Source organism: Piscinibacter lacus, from assembly GCF_016735685.1.
Lineage (GTDB): Bacteria > Pseudomonadota > Gammaproteobacteria > Burkholderiales > Burkholderiaceae_C > Aquariibacter > Aquariibacter lacus.
In genome coordinates this window covers 123,973-144,685 of the sequence record NZ_JAERRA010000002.1, presented here as the reverse complement: position 1 = coordinate 144,685, position 20,713 = coordinate 123,973, and the positions used below count along the sequence as shown (strand labels likewise).

Here is a 20,713-nt window from a genome sequence, read left to right as displayed (position 1 = left end):
GCGGCCTCAGCGCGACGAGGCGAGCTGCCGGCGTTCAGCCGCCGAGGCCGCCGGCGCCGGCCGCCACAGGCTGAGCGAGCGGGTGTCCGGCACCGCCAGGTCCCGCCCGAGCGGCGAGGGCGTGCCCTCCACGCCGACAGGTCCTTCGGCCGGCTCCGGCCGGGTGCTCGGCGAGTCATCCGCCGGGATGGAGGGCAGCGGCAGGGCCTCGGCCTGCGGCGCCAGCAGGGTGAGCTGGCGCCCGCCCGAGATGCGCAGCAGATGCGACTGCTCCGACAGCACCTTGAGTGCGTAGCCGCCGTCGGTGGGCAGGTTGGCGGCGCCGACGTAATGCTTCAGGCCGCCCTCGATCGACCCGGTCCGGTCGATCGCCTCCTTCAGGATCTGCACGCCGACGCGCAGATTGGCCAGCGGATCGAGCGCCGCCAGGCTGCCACCGAAGTTCTCGTACTTCTCGTCATGCACCCGGGTCATGACCTGCATCAGGCCCTGGGCGCCGACGGGGCTTTGGGCGAAGGGGTTGAAGCGCGACTCGATCGCGATCACTGCCAGGATCAGCGTCGGGTCCAGCTTGGCACGGCGTCCGGCTTCCCAGGCTTCCTGCACCAGGCGGCTGACGGGCTCGGGCGCCACGCGGTAGCGGCGCGACAGCCACTGGGCGATGGCCGCTTGCTGGCGGGTCAAGGAGCTGGGGTCGGCCGCGGTCACGCGTTCGATCGCGCCCGGCTCGGCGAGGGCGACGGTGACATTGGGATCGGCCTCGGTGCGCAGGTCTTGCCGGACTTGCAGCCAGCCCAGGGCACGAAGCTCCAGGGTTTCGCGCAGTTCCGGGCGGCCGGCCAGAAACAGGCTGGCCGCGACGACGCCCAGGCCCAGCAGGGCCAGGGAGTTGTGGCAGACCTCCAGCAGGCCGTGGCCGGCGTCCTTGACGAAGACCGCGATCGGGCGGAAGACGGCCAGGGCGGTGCGCCGGAGCGCGTCACGCGCAGCCGCGCCCACCTTGGCGATGGCTTGGAACGCTGTCATGTCTCTCCTTTCCTGGGGTGGTCGCGGGACGGAAAGAACCGTCTGCACCCCCCATTCGATAATCCCCCGGCGGGTGGAACGGGTCGGCCTCAAGCGGGCGGACCCCCGGGTGGGGACCATCGGCAGCGTCGCGCCACGACCGTGGCGCGGGTTATCCCTAGGGACGGCCCGCAGTCTAGGGACGCTTCAAATAACCTGTCAACCATAAAGAAGGCGCGGATCATTCCGCCAAAGCATGAAATACCGGGATTTGCGGGACTTCATCCAAGGATTGGAAGCCGGTGGCGAGCTGCGCCGCATTCGCGAGCCGGTCTCGCCCCGGCTGGAGATGACAGCCGTTGCCGACGCCACGCTGCGTGCCGCAGGCCCTGCGCTGCTTTTCGAGACCCCGGTGGAAGCACCGGGTTCCCGGCCCGGCACGGTGCCGGTGCTGGCCAATCTCTTCGGCACCCCCCGACGGGTGGCCCTGGGCATGGGCGCCAGCGAAGTGGCCGAGCTGCGCACCATCGGCCAGCTCCTGGCCAGCCTGAAAGAGCCCGAGCCGCCGCGCGGCCTGAAGGATGCCGGCAAGCTGCTCCAGCTCGGCAAAGCCCTGTGGTCGATGAAGCCCGAGCGCCTGCGAAGCGCGCCCTGCCAGGAGGAAGTCCTCGAAGGCAGCGAGATCGACCTCGGCGCGCTGCCCATCCAGACCTGCTGGCCCGGCGATGCCGGGCCGCTCATCACCTGGGGCCTTGTGGTCACCCGCGGGCCGCAGTCGGTGCCGAACCCGCGCGCGCGCCAGAACCTTGGCATCTACCGCCAGCAGAAGATCGGCCCGCGCCAGACCATCATGCGCTGGCTGGCGCATCGCGGTGGCGCGCTGGATTTCCGCGACTTCGCGCGGGCGAATCCCGGCCAGCCCTTCCCGGTGGTCACCGCGCTCGGGGCCGATCCGGCGACCATCCTCGGCGCCGTCACCCCGGTGCCCGACACCCTGGGTGAATACCAGTTCGCCGGCCTGCTGCGCGGCAGCCGCACCGAGGTGGTCGACACCGCGGTCGGCGAGGCCGGCCGCTGGCTGCAGGTGCCGGCCAGCGCCGAGTTCGTGCTGGAGGGGCACATCCCGCCGGCGGCGCCCGGCTTTGTCGGGCACAGCGCCGACGGCGTGCCGCTCAAGGAGAAGAACGGCTACCTGCATGCGCTCGAAGGGCCCTTCGGCGACCACACCGGCTATTACAACGAGCAGGACTGGTTCCCGGTCGTCGAGCTTCAGCGCCTGACGCGCCGCCACCAGGCGATCTACCACTCCACCTACACCGGCAAGCCGCCGGACGAGCCCGCCATCCTCGGCGTCGCGCTCAACGAGGTCTTCGTGCCCATCCTGCAGAAGCAGTTTCCGGAGATCGTCGACTTCTACTTGCCGCCCGAGGGCTGCAGCTACCGTCTGGCGGCCATCAGCATCCGCAAGGCCTACCCCGGCCATGCCAAGCGCGTGATGTTCGGGCTGTGGAGCTTCCTGCGGCAGTTCATGTACACCAAGTTCATCGTCGTCACCGACGAGGACGTGGACGTGCGCGACTGGAAGGAGCTGATCTGGGCCATCACCACCCGCATGGACCCGGTGCGCGACACCACCCTGGTGCCGCAGACGCCCATCGACTACCTGGATTTCGCCAGCCCCGTCAGCGGCCTGGGCGGCAAGATGGGCCTCGACGCAACCAACAAGTGGCCGGGCGAGACCGACCGCGAATGGGGCCGCGCCCTCAGCATGTCGCCCGAGGTCACGCAGCGGGTGGCGGGCATCGTCGCCGGCCTGGGCCTGGATCGTCGCTGAGGGATCGCCGCTGAGGGATAGCCCGGCCCAGCGGGCGCGGCCCGGGCCGATAGCCAATGCCCGCTGGTCAAGACGGGCGGCGCGGTCGCAAGATGGCGACGCCCCTGAGGGCATGCACCGAGGTCCATCCCTGGGCCTCCGCGGTCCGGTCCCCGGCCCCTCCGTCCGGTTCGACTGGCCGCCAGCGGCTTCGGCCGCAACCCCCGTCCGCCTCACGGCGGGCGGGGTTTCTTGTTTCTGGGGGCCGGCGCTGCGCCCGCCCCGGGGGCGGATCAGCCCAGCGCGGCGAGCGCGCGGGCGGTGATTTCTTCCACCGTGCCCAAGCCGAGGATGCGCGCATAGCGCGGCGCGGAGGCATCGCCAGTGGCCGACCAGGCCGAGTAGTAGTCCACCAGCGGACGCGTCTGGCTCTGGTAGACCTCCAGCCGCTTCTTGACGGTGGCTTCCTTGTCGTCGTCGCGCTGGATCAGGTCCTCACCGGTCGCGTCGTCCTTGCCTTCCACCTTGGGCGGGTTGAACTTGACGTGGTAGGTGCGGCCCGAGGCCACGTGCACGCGGCGGCCGCTCATGCGCTCGACGATGGCCTCGTCGGGCACGTCGATCTCGAGCACCAGGTCCAGCTTGACGCCGGCGGCCTTCATCGCGTCGGCCTGCGGGATGGTTCGCGGGAAGCCGTCGAAGAGGAAGCCCTTGGCGCAGTCCGGCTGGGTGATGCGTTCCTTGACCAGGCCGATGATGATGTCGTCGCTGACGAGGCCGCCCGCGTCCATCACCTTCTTGGCCTCCAGGCCCAGTGGGGTGCCGGCCTTGACCGCCGCGCGCAGCATGTCGCCGGTCGAAATCTGCGGGATGCCGTAACGCTGGCAGATGAAGGCGGCTTGCGTGCCCTTGCCCGCGCCGGGCGCTCCCAACAGGATCAGTCTCATCCGTTCCTCGTGCTCTTTGCGGTGCCCTTGCACCACGGCCAGAAAAATGTCCGCGCCATGTCATCCGCAGACCTCGGGTGAGGATAGCACCCGCATTCCTGTGTCCCGCTTACGAAGCCAGCCCCGCGCCCCGCGCGAAGAGGTCCCGCACGCGCGCCAGATCCTCGGGGGTGTCGACCCCCGGCCCGGGCTGTCCGGCGCCGACATGCACGGCGATGCGCTCGCCATGCCAGAGCACGCGCAACTGCTCCAGCGACTCGGTCTGCTCCAGCGCGCAGGGCGGCAGCAGGGGGTAGCGCCGCAGGAAGCCGACGCGGTAGGCGTAAAGGCCGATGTGGCGCAGCGGCGCCGGGTCGGGCAGGGCCTGCACGCCCTGGGCATGGCCGTCTCGCCACCAGGGCAGGGGCGCGCGCGAGAAGGTCAGCGCACGGCCCAGCCGGTCACAGACGACCTTGACCACATTCGGGTTCAGGTAGTCCTCGACCCGGTCGAGGGGATGGGCTGCGGTGGCCATCACGCATTCGCCGCGCTCGGCCAGCAGGCGCGCGCAGGCGTCGATCAGGGCCGGGTCGATCAGGGGCTCGTCGCCCTGCACATTGACGACGATCGCGGCATCGTCCAGGCCGAGCAGCGCACAAGCCTCGGCCAGGCGGTCGCTGCCGGTCGGGTGGTCGGCGCGGGTCATCACCGCGTCCACGCCATGGGCCTGGCAGGCGGCGAGGATGCGCGCATCGTCGGCGGCCACCACCACGCGGGCGGCGTCGGCCTGCGCCGCGCGCTCGGCCACCCGCACCACCATGGGTTTGCCGGCCAGGTCGGCCAGCGGCTTGCCCGGCAGGCGGCTCGACGCCATCCGCGCCGGGATCAAGACGACCGGTTTCACGCCGACAGGCCTGCCGCGGCCGGCGGGGCGGCTTCGTCCACGGGACGCGCCTCGTTCACCAGCATGACGGGAATGCCGTCGCGGATGGGGAAGGCCAGGCGGTCGGCGGCGCAGATCAGCTCACGGGCCTCGCGGTCGTGGCTCAGGGGGCTCTTGCAGATCGGGCAGACCAGCAGGTCGATCAGGCGGGTGTCCATCGGGCGCGTCGGCAGGGGGTCAGGGGGCGGCGGCAGGGGCGCCACGGCCGGGGGCTGGGCCCAGCGCTTCGTGCAGCGCATCCCGCAGTTCCGGGGTGGCGGGCAAGTCTAGCGGCGTGACCCAGACGCGCGTGCCCGGCCGCTCGCGGGCCAGGCGCTCGGGGCGGACCTTCACCGCATCCTTCTCGGTCAGCAGCAGGCGCGGCAGGCCGGCCGGCCAGGGCAGGGGGTCGAGGCGGTCGTGGTCGGCGCAGGGCAGGCCGTCGATCTGCAAGCCCTCGGCCCGCAGGGCCTCGAAGTAACGGGGCGGATGGGCGATGCCGGCCAGCGCGGCTAGGGGCTGCGGGCCTTCGCGCAGCGCAGCCCAGGCGGCTGCCGGCGGCGCCGGCCGGCGCGCCCACCATTCCGCCAGCGGCTGCGGCGGGCTCAGCCGGCGCTGCAGCACCAGGCCGGGCAGGGCGGTGCTTGCCACGCCGTCGCTGTAGACGACCCGGCAGGCCCGGCGGGCGAAGGAGGGGGTGCGCAGCGGCTCGCGCAGCGGCCCGGCCGGCAGCAGCCAGCCATTGCCGGCGCCCCGCCGGTCGAAGACCAGCAATTCGACGTCGCGCGCCAGCCGCAGGTGCTGCAGGCCGTCGTCGCTGACGATCACGTCGACCTCGGGATGCGCGGCCCGCAGCGCTTCGGCCGCCGCCGCCCGGTTGCGGCCGACCCAGACCGGCACGCCGCTGCGCAGCCGCATCAGCAGGGCCTCGTCGCCGACCGACTCGGCCTCGGCCTGCGGCGTCACCGCCAGGATGCGGGTCGGATCGCGTCGCCCGTGCCCGCGCGAGACGATGCCCGGCCGCCAGCCCAGGTCTTGCAGCGCGGCGACGACGGCCAGGGTGGTCGGGGTCTTGCCGGCGCCGCCGACAATCCGGTTGCCGACCACCACCACCGGACAGCCCGGATGCCGCACGCGACGCAGCCCCAGGCGATACAGCCCGCGATGCAGCGCCCCCAGCAGGCCGAACAGCGCGGCCAGCGGCAGCAGGGCCCAGGCCAGCGCGCCGCGCCCGCGCCAGGCCGCCTGCAAGCGCATTTCGAGCCGGGCGCGACCGGAGCGGGGCGGGGGGGAGGGCGGCATGGCAGACGATTATCGGCGGGCCTTTTGTGACTGCCCGGTCATCCACCGTCCCTGTGGATAACTTTGTGGGCAAGCCGGCTCGACCGGCCGCCAAGGCGCATGAATCCTGCGTCCGCAACAGATTGCCTCATCCTGAGGCAGAAAAATGTCATTGAAAATCAAACACTTGAGACGATATGGCGGGCGTGTGACGGGGGCTGGGGCGCGGTTTGCAGCCTGTCCCGTGCTTGTGGAGTTCCCCCGCCCGGCTGTGCGCCGCAGCAAGCGCGTCGGGCCGGTTGGAGGCCATCCGTGAGGCCGGCCGAGCCTCTGGCTTCAGGCCGCCCGGCCTGGTCGGTCGCCGCGCTGGTGCAGGCCGTGGCCGAGACCCTGGCCACCCGCTTCGCCAACGTGACGCTGCGCGGCGAGATCAGCGGCTTCACCCGCGCGGCCAGCGGCCACTGCTACTTCACGCTCAAGGATCCGGACGGCGGCGCCAGCCTGCGCTGCGCGATGTTCCGCCGCGCCGCCGCCCTGCTCGCCAGCCTGCCGGGCGAGGGCGAGGCGGTCGAGCTGCGCGGCCGGGTGGCCGTCTACGAGCCCCGCGGCGAGCTTCAGTTCGTCGCCGAATCCTTGCAGCGCGCCGGCGCCGGTGCGCTGTACGAGCGCTTCCTGCGGCTCAAGGCCCAGCTTGCGGCCGAGGGGCTGTTCGAGACCGAGCGCAAGCGCCCGCTGCCACCGCTGCCGCGCTGCATCGGCGTGGTCAGCTCGCTGGCCGGCGCGGCCTTGCACGATGTCTGCACCGCCCTGGCGCGGCGCGCGCCGCATGTCCGGGTGCTGGTGCTGCCCAGCCCGGTGCAGGGCGTGGATGCGCCGGCGGCGCTTTGCGCCGCGCTGGCCGCCGCCGCGCGCCGGCCGGAGATCGAGCTGCTGATCCTCGCCCGCGGCGGCGGCTCGATGGAGGACTTGTGGGCCTTCAACGACCCCGCCCTGGTACGGGCGATTGCCGCCCATCCGGTGCCGGTGATCACCGGCATCGGCCACGAGACCGACCTCAGCCTGGCCGACCTGGCCGCCGACCTGCGCGCGCCCACGCCCACCGCCGCCGCCGAGCTGGCCGCGCCCAGCCGAGACAGCCTGCTGCTCCAGCTCGCCCAATGGGCGCGCCGCGCAAGCGAAGGCCTGAACCGCCGGCTGGAGCGCGAGGGCGAGCGGCTCGACCGCCTCGGCCTGCGCCTGGCCCGGCCGGCCCAGCGCCTGGCGCATGCGCGCGAGCGCCTGGCCGGCCTGGACCAGCGCCGCCGCCGCGCGCTGGAGCGCCAGCTCCAGGCCCGCGCCCAGGCCCTGGACCGCCTGGCCCTGCGCGGCCGGCATGCGGCCCAGGCCCGGCGCGAGGGTCTGGCGCAGCGCCTGGCGCAGCTCGGCCTGCGGCTCGATGCCCTCGATCCGGCCCGGGTGCTGGCCCGCGGCTGGTCGCGGCTGGAGGACGACACCGGCCAGCCGCTGCTGTCGATCGCCCAGGTCCAGCCCGGCCAGGCCTTCGAGGCGGTGCTGGCCGACGGCCGCGTGCAGGCCCGCGCCGAGGCCACCTGGCCGGCGGTACCGCCGCCGACGCGTCGCCGCCGTCGGCCCTGAGCCTGGCGCCGCCGGGTTCAAGGTCTCCCGCCCCCGGGCGCCGGCGGCATCCCTGCCTACAATCAAAAGCTGCGATTTGGGCCTCCCGCCCGGTGCCATCCCCCCAGCCAGGACCCCTCATGGAACACACCCTTCCCGCCTTGCCCTATGCCGCCGACGCCCTGGCGCCGCACATGTCGAAGGAGACCTTCGAGTACCACCACGGCAAGCATCACAACGCCTACGTGGTGAACCTGAACAATCTGCAAAAGGGCACCGAGTTCGAGGCCATGACGCTCGAGGAGATCGTCAAGAAGTCCTCCGGCGGCCTCTACAACAACGCAGCCCAGGTCTGGAACCACAGCTTCTTCTGGCACTGCATGAAGCCCAATGGCGGCGGCGAGCCCAGCGGCGCGCTGGCCGAGGCCATCAACGCCAAGTTCGGCAGCTATGCGGCCTTCAAGGAAGCCTTCACCAAGAGCGCGGTCGGCAACTTCGGCTCGGGCTGGACCTGGCTGGTGAAGAAGGCCGACGGCTCGGTCGACATCGTCAACACCGGCGCCGCCGGCACGCCGCTGACCACCGGCGACACCGCGCTGCTGACCGTCGACGTCTGGGAGCATGCCTACTACGTCGACCACCGCAATGCGCGTCCGAAGTATGTGGAGACCTTCCTGAACCATCTGGTCAACTGGGACTTCGCCGCCAAGAACTTCGGCTGATCCCAGCCGCTTGCGATGACCGACCGGCCCCCGCGGGGGCCGGTTTGTTTTGGGGCCTCATGCCCCCTGCCTGCGGCCTGCGGGCCCCCTCGGGTCCCGTCAGGTGCGCCCCTCCCCCTCGGTTATCCTCGCCCGCCATGGATTACCCCCACCCCCTGCTGGCCCGTGAAGGCTGGCCCTTCATCGGCGGCATGTTCGTCATTGCGCTGCTGGCCTCGGCCTACCTGCCGGGCTGGCTGGCGGCCATCGCCTGGCTGCTGCTGGTCTTCGTCGTCCAGTTCTTCCGCGATCCGCCGCGGGCCGTGCCGAGCGAGCCTGGCGCCGTGCTGTCGCCGGCCGACGGTCGCATCGTCAAGGTCGAGCGCGCCCATGACCCCTACGCCGGCCGCGAGGCGCTGCTGATCAGCGTCTTCATGAATGTCTTCAATGTCCACAGCAACCGCTCGGGCGTCGACGGCACGGTCAAGACCGTGCAGTACTTTCCCGGTAAATTCCTGAATGCGGACCTGGACAAGGCCTCCACCGAAAACGAGCGCAATGCGGTCGTCATCGATGCCGGCGGCCGCACGGTGACCCTGGTCCAGGTGGCCGGCCTGATCGCGCGGCGCATCCTCTGCTACACGCAGGTCGGGGCGGTGCTGAAGCGCGGCCAGCGCTACGGCTTCATTCGCTTCGGTTCGCGGGTCGATGTCTACCTGCCGCTGGACGCCCAGCCGCGCGTGGCCCCCGGCCAGAAGGTCAGCGCCACCACCACCGTGCTGGCCACGCTGCCCAAGCCATGAGCACCGGCACCGAGCTGAGCCCCCTGCCCGAAGGTGCGGACGAGGATCCGGACGATCCGATGCCGCCGCGTCGCCCGCGCCGCAAGGGCATCTACATCCTGCCCAATCTGTTCACGCTGGCGGCCCTGTTCGGTGGCTTCTACGCCATCGTGATGGCGATGAACCAGCGCTTTGACCTGGCGGCGGTCGGCGTGTTCTGCGCCATGGTGCTCGACAGCCTCGACGGCCGGGTAGCGCGCATGACCAACACCCAGAGCGCCTTCGGCGAGCAGATGGACAGCCTGTCCGACATGGTCAGCTTCGGTGCCGCACCGGCCCTGATCATGTACGAGTGGGCGCTGCAGGGCCTGGGCAAGGCCGGCTGGATCGCGGCCTTCGTCTACTGCGCCTGCGCGGCGCTGCGGCTGGCGCGCTTCAACACCAACATCGGCGTGGTCGACAAGCGCTTCTTCCAGGGCCTGCCCAGCCCGGCTGCTGCGGCCCTGGTGACCGGCTTCATCTGGCTGCTCGACGACATGGGCTGGAGCGGCGCGCGCGACATCACCTGGCTGGCCTGGACGGCCTTTGGCGTCACGCTCTATGCGGGGCTGACGATGGTCACCAACGTGCCCTTCTACAGCTTCAAGGATGTGAGCTTCAAGCGCAGCGTGCCCTTCATCGTGATCGTCGCGATCGCGCTCGGCATCGCGCTGATCAACATCCATCCGCCCGCGGTGCTGTTTGCCCTGTTCTGGATCTACGGTCTCTCGGGTTACGGCGTCTACGTGTGGAAGCGCAGCAAGGGCAAGCCGGTCAGCGTCATCGCCACCTCGATGGACGAGCCCGATGAACGCGGCCTACATGGCTGATAGCCAAGGCCCGGGTCCTGCGGCCGGGGCTGCGTGCTACATTCTTTTCATGTGCTCGATCCAACGCCCCTTCCTGCTGTCGCTAGGCCTGCTCGGCCTGCCGGCCGAGCTGCGGGCCCGTTGATGGCGCACCCCTGATTCCCATGCCCCAACGGCCCGCGTGCATTACGCCCGCGGGCCGTTTCGTTTCCGGCGTGCGCCTTTCCTCCGATCCCGACCACGGAGTTCCCCATGGCTGACAAGCTCATCATCTTCGACACCACCTTGCGCGACGGCGAGCAATCGCCCGGCGCCTCGATGACCAAGGACGAGAAGCTGCGCATCGCGCGCCAGCTCGAACGCCTGCGTGTCGACGTGATCGAGGCCGGCTTCGCCGCCTCCAGCAACGGCGACTTCGAGGCCGTGAAGGCGATCGCCGATGCGATCCGGGAATCCACCGTCTGCTCGCTTTCACGGGCCAATGAGCGCGACATCTCGCGCTCGGCCGAGGCCCTGGCCGGTGCGGCCCAGGCGCGCATCCACACCTTCATCGCGACCAGCGAACTCCACATGGAGAAGAAGCTGCGCATGAGCCGCGAGCAGGTGCTGGCCCAGGCCCGCAGCGCGGTGGTTTATGCGCGCAGCCGGGTCGGCGACGTCGAGTTCTCGCCCGAGGATGGCTACCGATCCGATCCCGATTTCCTCTGCCGGGTGCTCGAAGCCGTGATCGATGCCGGCGCGACCACGATCAACATCCCCGACACCGTCGGCTACGGCGTGCCCGAGCTCTACGGCAACTTCATCAAGACCCTGCGCGAGCGGGTGCCCAACAGCGACAAGGCGATCTGGTCGGTCCACTGCCACAACGACCTCGGCATGGCGGTGGCCAATTCGCTGGCCGGCGTGAAGATCGGCGGAGCGCGCCAGGTTGAATGCACCATCAACGGCCTGGGCGAGCGCGCCGGCAACTGCTCTCTCGAAGAGGTGGTGATGGCGGTTAAGACCCGCCGCGACTACTTCGGCCTCGACGTGGGCATCGACACCACGCAGATCGTGCCGGCCAGCCGCATGGTCAGCCAGACCACCGGCTTCGTCGTGCAGCCCAACAAGGCGGTGGTCGGCGCCAATGCCTTCGCCCATGCCAGCGGCATCCACCAGGACGGCGTGCTCAAGGCCCGCGACACCTACGAGATCATGCGCGCCGAGGACGTGGGCTGGAGCGCGAACAAGATCGTGCTGGGCAAGCTCAGCGGCCGCAATGCCTTCAAGCAGCGCCTTCAGGACCTGGGTGTCGAGCTCGACAGCGAAGCCGAGGTGAACAATGCCTTTGCCCGCTTCAAGGACCTGGCCGACCGCAAGAGCGAAATCTTCGACGAGGACATCATCGCCCTCGTCAGCGACGAGAGCGTCACCGCCGAGCAGGAGCACTACCGCCTGCTCTCGCTGGCCCAGCAGTCCGAGACCGGCGAGCGGCCGCGTGCCCAGGTGGCTTTCGCGGCCGGCGCCGTCGAGCACCGGGCCGAGAGCGAGGGCAACGGCCCGGTCGATGCGAGCCTGAAGGCCATCGAATCGAAGATCCAGTCGGGTGCCGAGATGCTGCTCTATTCGGTCAACGCGATCACCAGCGGCTCGACCGAGTCGCAGGGCGAGGTCACGGTGCGGCTGCAGCACGGCGGGCGGGTGGTCAACGGTGTCGGCGCCGATCCCGACATCGTCGTCGCCTCGGCCAAGGCCTACCTCGCGGCCCTGAACAAGCTGCACAGCAAGCAGGAACGGGTCGCGGCCCAGGGCTGAAGCCCGCGGCCGGACCGGGCGGCGGGCCGCCCGCGCCGGCCTGTGGCTTCGATCGCTCCATCAGCGGCGCGATCACGGCCCAGATCACACTTCAAGTGCTCTTTGCAAGTTATTGATCTTGTGCAGCTTTTTCGCAGGCCCTAGACTGGTGCGCCTTATGGAGATTTGCGTGTTTCCAGTCTTTCGCGCGGCCCTGCGTCGAGCCTTGTGGTCCCTGGTCCTGCCCCTCGGGCTGGGCCTGGCGGCCTTGCCCCCGGTCCAGGCGGCGGCCCCGCTGCAGGCCGCCGAAGCCCGCGCCAAGGATGCCAAGCGCGCCGCACCCGCCCGCCGCAGTGAGGTCAAGGCCAAGCGCAAGAAGCCCGAGGCCAAGGCCAAACGCGTGACGGGCGGCGAGCGCAAGGCCGAAGCACGACGCAGCCCGCGCAAGGGCCAGCTCCGCAGCGCGGGCAAGCCCCGGGCCAAGGCTGCCTCAGCCACCGCCCGCCGGGCCGGCCCGCCCGCGCCGGCCGATGCGAAGGCCGCGAAGTCCGGTCAGGCGCTGACGCTTACGCCCCGGCTGGCCCAGCCCCCTGCGGCACCCCGCGCCGAGCGGCCTGCGGCCGCGGGCGGGGCGGCGGCTGGCCTGGCGGCCGGAGCGTCCGCGTCCGGCCTCGCAGCCGCCTTGCCGGCGGCGCCCGAGCCTGGCCTGCCACAGTTCGATCTCCATGCCCTGAAGTCCAGCGCCGCCTTGGTGATCGACCCGCAGACCCAGGAGGTGCTGCTGGCCAAGAACGCCGAGGCCGTGGTGCCCATCGCCTCGCTGACCAAGCTGATGACTTCGCTGCTCGTGCTCGAAGCCGGCCAGCCGCTCGACGAGGTGCTGAGCATCTCGACCGAGGACATCGACACCGAGAAGGGCAGCAGCTCGCGCTTGCAGCCCGGGGCGCAGCTCAGCCGCGGCGAGATGCTGCACCTGGCGCTGATGTCGTCCGAGAACCGCGCCGCCAATGCCCTGGGTCGGCACTATCCGGGCGGCCTGCCGTCCTTCGTGCGCGCGATGAACGCCCGCGCCCTGGCGCTGGGCATGCTGGACACCCGTTTCGTCGAGCCGACCGGCCTGTCCAGCGCCAACCAGTCCAGTGCCCGCGACCTGGCCCTGCTGGTGCGTGCCGCCGCGGACCAGCCCCTGATGCGCGTGCTGTCCACCTCGCAGGAGCACCGGGTCGCCGTCGGCAAGCGCGAGCTGCAGTACCGCAACACCAACGGCCTGGTCCGCAACCCGGCCTGGGAAGTCGTCTTGCAGAAGACCGGCTACATCGCCGAGGCCGGCCGCTGCCTGGTCATGCAGACGCGCATGGCCGGTCGCGACCTGATCATGGTCTTCCTCGATTCGGCGGGCAAATACTCGCGCATCGGCGATGCCGAGCGGGTGCGGCGCTGGGTGGAGTCGCAGGTCCCGAGCCGGCGATCCAGCCTGGAACCCGATGCGGTCGATCGGCTCGATCCGCCGCCCGTCGCGCTGCGGCTCACCTCCTGAGCCTGCGCGACGCGGCGCAACTCATGCGGCCTGGTGGCCGAGCTTGAGCGAGATCTCGCCGGCGGTGGTGCGCAGCCGCTCCAGCCAGCTTTCCTCCAGCCGGTCGGCCGGTGCCGAGATCGACAGGCCGGCCACCAGCTTGCCCTGGTCGTCGTAGATGCCGGCGGCCATGCAGCGCACGCCCAGCTCCAGCTCCTCGTTGTCGCGGGCCACGCCGCTGGCCTGCACGCGGGCGATCTCGCGCTCCAGCGTGGCCAGGTCGGTCAGGCTGTTGCGGGTGTGGCCGGCTAGGCCGGTGCGGGTGGCGTAGGCGCGCACGCGCTGGGGGTCGTCGTGGGCCAGGAAGAGCTTGCCGACCGATGTGAGGTGCAGCGGCGCCCGGCCGCCGACGGCCCGGACCACCTGCATGCCCGAGCGCTCGCTGTAGGTGCGCTCGATGTAGACGATCTCGTCGCCCTGGCGCACCGACAGGTTCACGGGCTGGTGGGTCAGGCGGTGCAGCTCGCGCATGGGGACGAGCGCGGCCTCGCGCACGTCGAGCCGGGCCTTGACCAGGTTGCCCAGCTCCAGCAGGCGCATGCCGAGCCGGTAGCTGCCGGCTTCGGGCCGGTCGACGAATCGGCCGACGGCCAGGTCGTTGAGGATGCGGTGGGCGGTGGAGGGATGCAGCCCTGTCTGCTCGGACAGGACCTTGAGCGACACCGGTTCATGGTGCCGGGCCAGCACGTCGATCAGGGAGAACATGCGCTCGATGACCTGGATCGTCGGGGTCGGGTTCTCGTTGCGGTTCATGGCGGGAGGCAGGCGGATCGAGGCTCGATTTTGCATCGCGAAACGGCCGGACGGCAGGTGACCCTGGACAGGCCCGGCTGATAATGCCCCGATGACCGTTGGTTTCTTCATCACTTGCCTGGTCGACGCGATGCGTCCGTCGATCGGCTTCGCCGCCCTGCGCCTGCTTGAGGCGGCGGGCTGCCGGGTCGAGGTGCCCATGGCCCAGACCTGCTGCGGCCAGCCGGCCTACAACAGCGGCGACCGCGCCACCGCCCGCGACCTGGCCGAGAAGATGCTCGACGAGTTCGAGCGCTTCGACCATGTGGTGCTGCCCTCGGGCTCCTGCGGCGGCATGGTGGCCGCGCACTATGGCGAGCTGTTCGCCAACGACCCCGAGCTTTCGCGCCGCTATGCCGCGCTGCAGCCGCGCATCCACGAGCTGTCGGGCTTCCTCGTCGATGTGCTGGGCTGGACCGATCTGCCGCCCAGCCTGCGCGAAGACCCGAGCCTGCAACGCTTCCAGGGCGTGGCCACTTACCACGACAGTTGCTCGGGCCTGCGCGAACTCGGCATCAAGCAGCAGCCGCGCCGCCTGATCGCCGGCCTGCCCGGCGTCGAGCTGCGCGAGATGGCCTCCTGCGAGCAGTGCTGCGGTTTCGGCGGCACCTTCTCGATCAAGTACGGCGAGATCTCCACCGCCATCGTCGACGAGAAATGCGGCCACATCGCGGCCAGCGGCGCGCAGGCCGTGGTGCTGGGCGACCTGGGTTGCATGCTCAACATCGAGGGCCGCCTGCGCCGCCGCGGCGACACCCACACCCGCGTGCTGCACTGGGCCGAGCTGCTCGCCGGGTCGGCCCCCACCCCCGAGAAAGGCTGAGCCATGCAAGTCCAGGCCATGCACTTCAAGGCACGCGCCGGCCAGCGGCTGGCCGATGTCCGCTTGCAGCAGAACCTCAAGAAGCTTGCCGGCAAGTTCGTCACCGCCCGCGCGGTGGCGATGGACGAGCTGGGCGATTTCGAGATCATCCGCACCGAGGCCGTCCGCCGCCGCGATGCCGCGCTGGCCCAGCTCGACGGCTGGCTGGAGGCCTTCGAGGCCGAGGCCAGCCGCCGCGGCACCACCGTGCTCTGGGCCGAGACACCGCAGGAGGCCTCGGCCCTGGTCGTCGAGATCGCGCGCCGCCACCAGGTCCAGCGCGCGACCAAGACCAAGAGCATGGTCAGCGAGGAAATGGCGTTGAATGCGGCGCTGGAGGCCGTCGGCGTGCAGGTCACCGAGACCGACCTCGGCGAATACATCCTGCAGATCAACGACTACGAGCCGCCCAGCCACATCATCGCGCCGGTGGTGCACAAGGACCGCCAGCAGGTCGCCGAGCTGTTCCGCCGCGAGCATGACCGCGAGCGCAGCGAGGGCTGGGAGAACGACATCGCCGGCATGGCCCGCGAGGCCCGCGAGGTGCTGCGCGAGCGCTTCCTGGCGGCCGACATGGGCATCACCGGCGGCAATTTCGTGATCGCCGAGACCGGCTCGGTCGCGCTCGTCACCAACGAGGGCAACGAAGGCCTGTGCACGGTGCTGCCGCGGGTGCATGTGGCCATCACCGGCATCGAGAAGGTGCTGCCCACGCTGGATGACCTGGCCACCGTGATGCGCCTGCTGCCGCGCTCGGCCACCGGCCAGGTGATCAGCAACTACTTCTCGCTGCTGACCGGCCCGCGCGCGCCCGGCGAGACCGACGGGCCCGAGCACAACTACGTGATCCTGCTCGACGGCGGCCGCACCGGCCTGATCGGCGGCGAGTTCCAGGACATGCTCCGCTGCATCAAGTGCGGCGCCTGCATGAACCACTGCCCCGTCTACCAGAAGATCGGCGGCCACAGCTACGGCTGGGTCTACCCCGGGCCGATGGGCTCGGTGCTCACGCCCAGCTATGTCGGCCTGGAGAAGACGCTGGACCTGCCGCATGCCGCCACGCTCTGCGGCCAGTGCCAGGTTGTCTGCCCGATGAAGATCCCGCTGCCCGAACTGCTGCGCAAGCTGCGCGAGCGCCAGTTCGACCGCGGCCTGCGCCCGCGCGGCGAGCGCGCGCTCCTGGCCGCCTGGGGCTGGCTGGCGCGCCGGCCGGCGCTTTACCGCCTGGCCAGCCGGGTGGGTGTGCGCTTGCTGGCAGCGCTGGCGCCCGACGGCCGGCTGCACAAGCTGCCCGGTGCGGGCGGCTGGACGGTGGGCCGCGACCTGCCCGTGCCCACCGGCCGCACCTTCCGCGACCTCTACCGCGCCCGGCGCGACGCCCAGGGTGGCTGAGCACCGCCCGGTCGCCCCCGCCTGCAGGCCGGCCCGGCCTGGGGCGTGGGCGGCTGGGCGCTTGGGTGGCTTGCGCCGCGGCCTCGGCCTGCTGCTGGGCCTGGGCCTGGGCCTGAGCGCGGGCGCGGTCTTCGGCGCGGCCGATGACGCGGCGGGCCCGCAGGCCCCGCGCGCGGCCGAGTCGGCGCTTCCCCTGACCGCGCCGGCGCCGGCGGGCCCTGCCGCATCGGCCGAGCCTGCCGCGCCCGCGCTGCGCAGCGGCACGCGACCCCGCGCGGCAGCCGGCCTGGCCACCCTGCTGCGCGTGCCGCGCCTGCGCGGCCGCATGCAGGCGGCCGACATCGGCCTGCTGATCAACACCGCCGATCCCTATTCCCTGGCCGTTGGCGAGCACTACATCGCCGCCCGCGGCCTGCGGCCGGAGCAGGTGCTGCGCGTCAGCCTGCCGCTGCGCAGCACGCTCAGCGGCGAGGAATTCGAGGCCCTGCGCCAACGCATCGCCAGCCGCTTCGGCCCGATCGAGGGCAGCCGGGTGCAGGCCCTGGCCCTGGCCTGGCAGCAGCCCTATGCGGTGGGCTGCGCCTCGATCACCGGCGCGCTGGCCCTGGGTACCGAAGCGGTCGATTGCACGCAGACCTGTGCCGCAACCGCCCCTTCGCCCTACTTCAACAGCGCCAGCCTCCGGCCCGCGGCCGAGCTGGGCCTGCGCCCGGCCATGCTGCTGGCCGCGCCCGACGAGGCCGCCGCCCGCGCCCTGATCGACCGCGGCGTCGCCGCCGACGGCCGCCTGGGCCTGCGCGGCGCGCCGCCGGTGCAACTGGCCCTGCTGCGCAGCAACGATGCCCGTCGCGACGTCCGCAGCGTCTTCTACCCGCCGCCCGGCCCGCTGCGCGGCCTGCCTGCCGAGGTGGTGCAGGCCGCCGCCGATCCGCCGCCCGCGCTGGACCGCGTGCTGCTGGCACAGATGGGCGTGGCGCGCCTGCCGGCGCTGGATGCCCTGCAGTTCGTGCCCGGCGCCCTGGCCGACCACCTCACCTCCTGGGGCGGCGCGCTCGACGGCCACCATGGCCAGAGCACCGCCCTGGCCTGGATCGCCGCCGGCGCCACGGCCAGCCACGGCACGGTCAGCGAGCCCTGCAACCACCTCCAGAAGTTCCCGCATCCGCAGGTCCTGCTGCTGCATTACTTGCAGGGCGCGACCGCGATCGAGGCCTACTGGAAGAGCGTGGCTTGGCCGGGCCAGAGCCTCTTCATCGGCGAGCCCCTGGCCGCCCCCTACGCGCGGCGCTGAGCGGGCTTCGGCCGATGCCGCGCGCGAGCCGCCGGGCGCGCAAGGAAACACTGGGCGCGCAGGAAACACCGGGCCGCCCCAAGCTTGCCTGCGCCCTGCGGGGCGCTCAGTAGCGCGGCGGCGCCTCCAGCTCCTCGCGCAGGCTCTGGTACAGCTCATGGCGCAGCGGGCTGATGCGGCCCTCGGCCAGGGCCGCGCGCACCGCGCAGCCGGGTTCGTGGCGGTGGCTGCAGTTGTGGAAGCGGCAGCCGGCCTCGGCCGCCTGGCGCAGGTCGGGCATGAAGCCGGCCAGGTCCTCGGGCGCGAGGTGGCGCAGGCCGAATTCCTGGAAGCCCGGCGAGTCGATCAGCGCGGCGCCGTCGAGCGTGCCGGGCACGCGGTCCAGCCAGTGCCAGCGGGTGTGGGTGGTGGTGTGGCGGCCGCTGTTGAGGGCGGTGGAGATCTCGCCGGTCAGCACCTCGGCCTCGGGCAGCAGGGCATTGATGAGCGTGCTCTTGCCGCTGCCTGAGGGCCCCAGCACCAGCGTGGCCCCGCCCAGCAGCGGCCGCAGCCGGGCGAGCAGGGCCTCGGCCTGGCCGGCGGCCCGGGCCGGGTCGCGCGGCTTGAGCGCGCCGTCGATCACCCGGTAGCCCATGGCCGCATAGGGCGCCAGCCGGGCGCGGGCGGTGTCGGCGCCGGGCAGCTCGGTCTTGTTGAGCACCAGGGTCACGGGGATGCGCGCGGCCTCGGCGGCAATCAGCGCGCGGGTGAGCTGCATCTCGCTGAAGACCGGCTCCACCGCGATCCAGACCAGCAGGTGATCCAGATTGGCCGCGAAGCTCTTGGTGCGCAGCTCGTCCTGGCGGAAGAAGAGGTTGCGGCGCGGGGCGACGGCCTCGATCACGCCCTGGGCGACCTCGCCCTCGGGGCCCTCGGCCGCGCCGGCCGGGCCGTCCTGCGTCGGCCGCCAGCGCACCCGGTCGCCGACCACGGCCTCGTTGCGCTTGCCGCGCGAGGTGCAGAGCACCCGGCGGCCCTCGGCCGTCTCGACGCTGTGGTGGCGGCCGTGGCCGGCGATCACCCGGCCTTCCTGCAGGCCCTCGGGGGTGGCGGCCGGGCGGTCGCCGTGCGCGGCGCGGGCGCGCTTCACGCGGCCTGCGGGGCCGGCCCCAGGGCCTGCAGCGCGGCCAGGCGCTCGGCGGCCGGCGGGTGCGAGTAGTAGAAGGCCGCGTAGAGCCGGTCCGGCGTCAGGGTGGCCGCGTTGTCCTCGATCAGCTTGAGCAGGGCGGCGCGCAGGTCGGCGGCGTCGGTCTGGGCTGCGGCATAGGCATCGGCCTGGTATTCGTCGCGCCGCGACATCGCCGCGAAGACCGGCCCGAGGAAGAAGCTGAACACCGGCCCGGCCAGCAGGAAGAGCAGCAGGGCCAGCGCATCGTTCGGCGCGGCGAGTTGCGGCGTCACGCCCAGGCCGGTGTAGAACCAGGCCTGTTGGCCCAGCCAGCCCAGCAGCGCGAAGCCCAGGCCGCTGAGCGCGAACATGCCCAGGATGCGCTTGGGCACGTGGCGGTGCTTGAAGTGGCCCAGCTCATGGGCCAGCACCGCTTCCAGCTCGGGCCCGCTGAGCTTGCCCAGCAGGGTGTCGAAGAAGACCACCCGCTTGGCCGCGCCGAAGCCGGTGAAGTAGGCGTTGGCATGGGCCGAGCGGCGGCTGCCGTCCATCACATAGAGGCCCTGGGCGCTGAAGCCGCAGCGCGCCATCAGGGCCTGCACGCGGCGCTTCACGGCCTCGTCCTGCAGCGGCTCGAAGCGATTGAAGAGTGGCGCGATCACGCCCGGGTAGAGCACCAGGATCAGCAGGTTGAAGCCCATCCAGGCGCCCCAGGCCCACAGCCACCAGGCCGGGCCGGCCGCGCCCATCAGCCAGAGGATGAGGGCGGCGATCGCGCCGCCGAAGACCGCGCCGACCGCCAGGCCCTTGAGCTGGTCGCCCAGCCACAGGCCCGCGCTCATGCGGTTGAAGCCATGCGCCTGCTCCAGCTTGAAGGTGTGCCAGGCATCGAGCGGCGCCTCCAGCAGCGCGCTCAGCAGCGCGAAGGCCGCCAGCAGCAGGAGCTGGTGGGCCACCGGCCCGAGCGAATCGCCGACCTGGATCGCGACGAACTGGTTCAGCACCTCCAGGCCGCCGAGCAGGGTCCAGCCCAGCAGCAGCAGCGTGGACCAGGCGATCTGCACCAGGCCGAAGCGGCCCTTGGCCAGGGTGTAGTCGGCCGCGCGCTGGTGGGTGGCCAGGCTGACCACGCCCTGGAAGGCTGCCGGCACCTGGCCGCGGTGGCGGGCCACATGCCGCATCTGCCGTGTCGCCAGCCAGAGCTTGAGCGCCAGCGAGGCCAGCAGGAAGGTGGCGAAGAGGGCAGTGAAGGCCAGGGGATGCATCGATCCAGTTTAAGGGCTGGCCCACAATCGCCCGACCCGGCACGGCGCCGCATCCACACTGCGCCGCGGCCCGTAAACCCACGCATCCCGAAGTCCCGCCGATGAGCCTTCCGACCGACCCTCCCGCCGCGCCCGGCCTGCCCAAGAAGGCCGACAACCTGATCTGGATCGATCTGGAGATGAGCGGCCTCGACACGGTGAAGGACCGCATCCTGGAGATCGCCGTCGTCGTCACCGATGCCCAGCTTGGCGTGCGCGTGGAAGGCCCGGTCTTCGCGATCCACCAGAGCGATGCCGTGCTCGACGGCATGGACGCCTGGAACAAGGGCACCCACGGCAAGAGCGGCCTGATCGACCGCGTGCGCGCCTCCACCGTCGACGAGGCCCAGGCCGAGGCCGCCGTGATCGACTTCCTCAAGGCCTACATCGGCGAGCGCGGCTCGCCCATGTGCGGCAACTCGATCTGCCAGGACCGCCGCTTCCTGGCCAAGGACATGCCCAAGCTGGAAGCCTTCTTCCACTACCGCAACCTCGACGTGTCCACGCTCAAGGAACTGGCCAAGCGCTGGAAGCCGGCCATCCTCGACGGCTTCCGCAAGCAGCAAGCCCACACCGCGCTGGCCGACATCCACGAATCCATCGACGAGCTGGCTTACTACCGGCAGCATCTGCTGGCGCTGTAAGGTCTGCCCCGGCGGGGCGACGCAAAAGCACACTGGGGGC

Annotated in this window: 19 protein-coding genes; 11 read left to right on the top strand and 8 right to left on the bottom strand. The window is 71.5% G+C overall.

Annotated elements, in window-relative coordinates; genetic code table 11:
- Nucleotides 1-6: 6 nt before the first annotated feature.
- A complete protein-coding gene (locus tag JI742_RS10940) occupies nt 7-1,026 on the bottom strand; it encodes a lytic transglycosylase domain-containing protein (protein ID WP_201826816.1) in 1,020 nt (339 codons plus the stop codon).
- A gap of 235 nt (nt 1,027-1,261) precedes the next feature.
- Here JI742_RS10940 and JI742_RS10935 point away from each other — a divergent pair, with 235 nt between their 5' ends.
- The gene (locus JI742_RS10935) at nt 1,262-2,839 is read left to right on the top strand and encodes a UbiD family decarboxylase domain-containing protein (protein WP_201826814.1); all 1,578 of its coding nucleotides are present in this window, start codon (nt 1,262-1,264) and stop codon (nt 2,837-2,839) included.
- A gap of 272 nt (nt 2,840-3,111) precedes the next feature.
- Here the strand turns inward: JI742_RS10935 and adk are convergent, their stop codons facing one another.
- The 4 genes from adk to lpxK all read right to left on the bottom strand — a co-directional run bounded on the left by adk (nt 3,112) and on the right by lpxK (nt 5,968).
- Nucleotides 3,112-3,765, bottom strand: coding sequence for an adenylate kinase (gene adk, locus JI742_RS10930; RefSeq protein WP_201826812.1), 654 nt, complete (start codon nt 3,763-3,765; stop codon nt 3,112-3,114).
- Between the two features lie 109 nt (nt 3,766-3,874).
- Nucleotides 3,875-4,648 (bottom strand): 3-deoxy-manno-octulosonate cytidylyltransferase, encoded by a 774-nt coding sequence (gene kdsB / locus JI742_RS10925; RefSeq protein WP_201826810.1) that lies wholly within the window; start codon nt 4,646-4,648, stop codon nt 3,875-3,877.
- Nucleotides 4,645-4,845: a Trm112 family protein gene (locus tag JI742_RS10920; RefSeq protein WP_201826808.1), complete on the bottom strand. Its 201-nt coding sequence runs from the start codon at nt 4,843-4,845 to the stop codon at nt 4,645-4,647. Before JI742_RS10920 ends, kdsB begins: the two co-directional genes overlap by 4 nt.
- Before the next feature lie 19 nt (nt 4,846-4,864).
- On the bottom strand, nt 4,865-5,968 hold the full coding sequence (gene lpxK / locus JI742_RS10915) for a tetraacyldisaccharide 4'-kinase (protein WP_201826806.1): 1,104 nt from the start codon (nt 5,966-5,968) through the stop codon (nt 4,865-4,867).
- A 291-nt stretch (nt 5,969-6,259) separates the two neighbouring features.
- Here lpxK and xseA point away from each other — a divergent pair, with 291 nt between their 5' ends.
- The 6 genes from xseA (at nt 6,260) to pbpG (ending at nt 13,202) form a co-directional block, all read left to right on the top strand.
- Entirely contained in the window at nt 6,260-7,582 is a 1,323-nt protein-coding gene (xseA, locus tag JI742_RS10910) for an exodeoxyribonuclease VII large subunit (RefSeq protein WP_350309668.1), read from the top strand.
- Between the two features lie 119 nt (nt 7,583-7,701).
- Complete coding sequence (locus tag JI742_RS10905) at nt 7,702-8,283, top strand: superoxide dismutase (protein WP_201826801.1); 582 nt, start codon at nt 7,702-7,704, stop codon at nt 8,281-8,283.
- 137 nt (nt 8,284-8,420) lie between these two features.
- Nucleotides 8,421-9,065, top strand: a complete 645-nt coding sequence (locus tag JI742_RS10900) for a phosphatidylserine decarboxylase (protein ID WP_201826799.1) — start codon at nt 8,421-8,423, stop codon at nt 9,063-9,065.
- A gap of 59 nt (nt 9,066-9,124) precedes the next feature.
- On the top strand, nt 9,125-9,913 hold the full coding sequence (gene pssA, locus JI742_RS10895) for a CDP-diacylglycerol--serine O-phosphatidyltransferase (RefSeq protein WP_201827893.1): 789 nt from the start codon (nt 9,125-9,127) through the stop codon (nt 9,911-9,913).
- A gap of 231 nt (nt 9,914-10,144) precedes the next feature.
- Nucleotides 10,145-11,686, top strand: a complete 1,542-nt coding sequence (locus JI742_RS10890) for a 2-isopropylmalate synthase (protein ID WP_201826797.1) — start codon at nt 10,145-10,147, stop codon at nt 11,684-11,686.
- A gap of 169 nt (nt 11,687-11,855) precedes the next feature.
- On the top strand, nt 11,856-13,202 hold the full coding sequence (gene pbpG, locus JI742_RS10885) for a D-alanyl-D-alanine endopeptidase (protein ID WP_350309667.1): 1,347 nt from the start codon (nt 11,856-11,858) through the stop codon (nt 13,200-13,202).
- A gap of 21 nt (nt 13,203-13,223) precedes the next feature.
- Here pbpG and JI742_RS10880 read toward each other — a convergent pair whose 3' ends face one another.
- Entirely contained in the window at nt 13,224-13,994 is a 771-nt protein-coding gene (locus JI742_RS10880) for an IclR family transcriptional regulator (protein ID WP_201826792.1), read from the bottom strand.
- A 91-nt stretch (nt 13,995-14,085) separates the two neighbouring features.
- Between JI742_RS10880 and JI742_RS10875 the strand changes: the two genes are divergently transcribed.
- The 3 genes from JI742_RS10875 (at nt 14,086) to JI742_RS10865 (ending at nt 17,578) form a co-directional block, all read left to right on the top strand.
- A complete protein-coding gene (locus tag JI742_RS10875; RefSeq protein ID WP_201826790.1) occupies nt 14,086-14,856 on the top strand; it encodes a (Fe-S)-binding protein in 771 nt (256 codons plus the stop codon).
- Between the two features lie 3 nt (nt 14,857-14,859).
- Nucleotides 14,860-16,287, top strand: a complete 1,428-nt coding sequence (locus tag JI742_RS10870) for a lactate utilization protein B (protein WP_201826788.1) — start codon at nt 14,860-14,862, stop codon at nt 16,285-16,287.
- A gap of 61 nt (nt 16,288-16,348) precedes the next feature.
- Nucleotides 16,349-17,578: a TIGR03790 family protein gene (locus JI742_RS10865; RefSeq protein WP_236677007.1), complete on the top strand. Its 1,230-nt coding sequence runs from the start codon at nt 16,349-16,351 to the stop codon at nt 17,576-17,578.
- A 106-nt stretch (nt 17,579-17,684) separates the two neighbouring features.
- Here JI742_RS10865 and rsgA read toward each other — a convergent pair whose 3' ends face one another.
- Together rsgA and JI742_RS10855 are read right to left on the bottom strand one after the other, a co-directional pair.
- A complete protein-coding gene (gene rsgA / locus JI742_RS10860) occupies nt 17,685-18,707 on the bottom strand; it encodes a ribosome small subunit-dependent GTPase A (protein ID WP_201826786.1) in 1,023 nt (340 codons plus the stop codon).
- Nucleotides 18,704-19,990 (bottom strand): M48 family metallopeptidase, encoded by a 1,287-nt coding sequence (locus tag JI742_RS10855; protein ID WP_201826783.1) that lies wholly within the window; start codon nt 19,988-19,990, stop codon nt 18,704-18,706. The genes rsgA and JI742_RS10855 overlap by 4 nt, the downstream gene beginning before the upstream one ends.
- Nucleotides 19,991-20,091: 101 nt before the next feature.
- Between JI742_RS10855 and orn the strand changes: the two genes are divergently transcribed.
- Nucleotides 20,092-20,673, top strand: coding sequence for an oligoribonuclease (gene orn, locus JI742_RS10850; protein WP_201826781.1), 582 nt, complete (start codon nt 20,092-20,094; stop codon nt 20,671-20,673).
- Nucleotides 20,674-20,713: the final 40 nt, after the last annotated feature.

Bases quoted from the DNA above. Each gene is read 5' to 3' on its own strand.
- JI742_RS10905 (WP_201826801.1), top strand. From the start codon at position 7,702: ATGGAACACACCCTTCCCGCCTTGCCCTATGCCGCCGACGCCCTGGCG.
- JI742_RS10940 (WP_201826816.1), bottom strand. From the start codon at position 1,026: ATGACAGCGTTCCAAGCCATCGCCAAGGTGGGCGCGGCTGCGCGTGAC.
- JI742_RS10870 (WP_201826788.1), top strand. From the start codon at position 14,860: ATGCAAGTCCAGGCCATGCACTTCAAGGCACGCGCCGGCCAGCGGCTG.
- JI742_RS10880 (WP_201826792.1), bottom strand. From the start codon at position 13,994: ATGAACCGCAACGAGAACCCGACCCCGACGATCCAGGTCATCGAGCGC.
- JI742_RS10920 (WP_201826808.1), bottom strand. From the start codon at position 4,845: ATGGACACCCGCCTGATCGACCTGCTGGTCTGCCCGATCTGCAAGAGC.
- adk (WP_201826812.1), bottom strand. From the start codon at position 3,765: ATGAGACTGATCCTGTTGGGAGCGCCCGGCGCGGGCAAGGGCACGCAA.
- pssA (WP_201827893.1), top strand. From the start codon at position 9,125: ATGCCGCCGCGTCGCCCGCGCCGCAAGGGCATCTACATCCTGCCCAAT.
- JI742_RS10935 (WP_201826814.1), top strand. From the start codon at position 1,262: ATGAAATACCGGGATTTGCGGGACTTCATCCAAGGATTGGAAGCCGGT.
- JI742_RS10900 (WP_201826799.1), top strand. From the start codon at position 8,421: ATGGATTACCCCCACCCCCTGCTGGCCCGTGAAGGCTGGCCCTTCATC.
- JI742_RS10875 (WP_201826790.1), top strand. From the start codon at position 14,086: ATGACCGTTGGTTTCTTCATCACTTGCCTGGTCGACGCGATGCGTCCG.
- orn (WP_201826781.1), top strand. From the start codon at position 20,092: ATGAGCCTTCCGACCGACCCTCCCGCCGCGCCCGGCCTGCCCAAGAAG.
- JI742_RS10890 (WP_201826797.1), top strand. From the start codon at position 10,145: ATGGCTGACAAGCTCATCATCTTCGACACCACCTTGCGCGACGGCGAG.
- JI742_RS10855 (WP_201826783.1), bottom strand. From the start codon at position 19,990: ATGCATCCCCTGGCCTTCACTGCCCTCTTCGCCACCTTCCTGCTGGCC.
- lpxK (WP_201826806.1), bottom strand. From the start codon at position 5,968: ATGCCGCCCTCCCCCCCGCCCCGCTCCGGTCGCGCCCGGCTCGAAATG.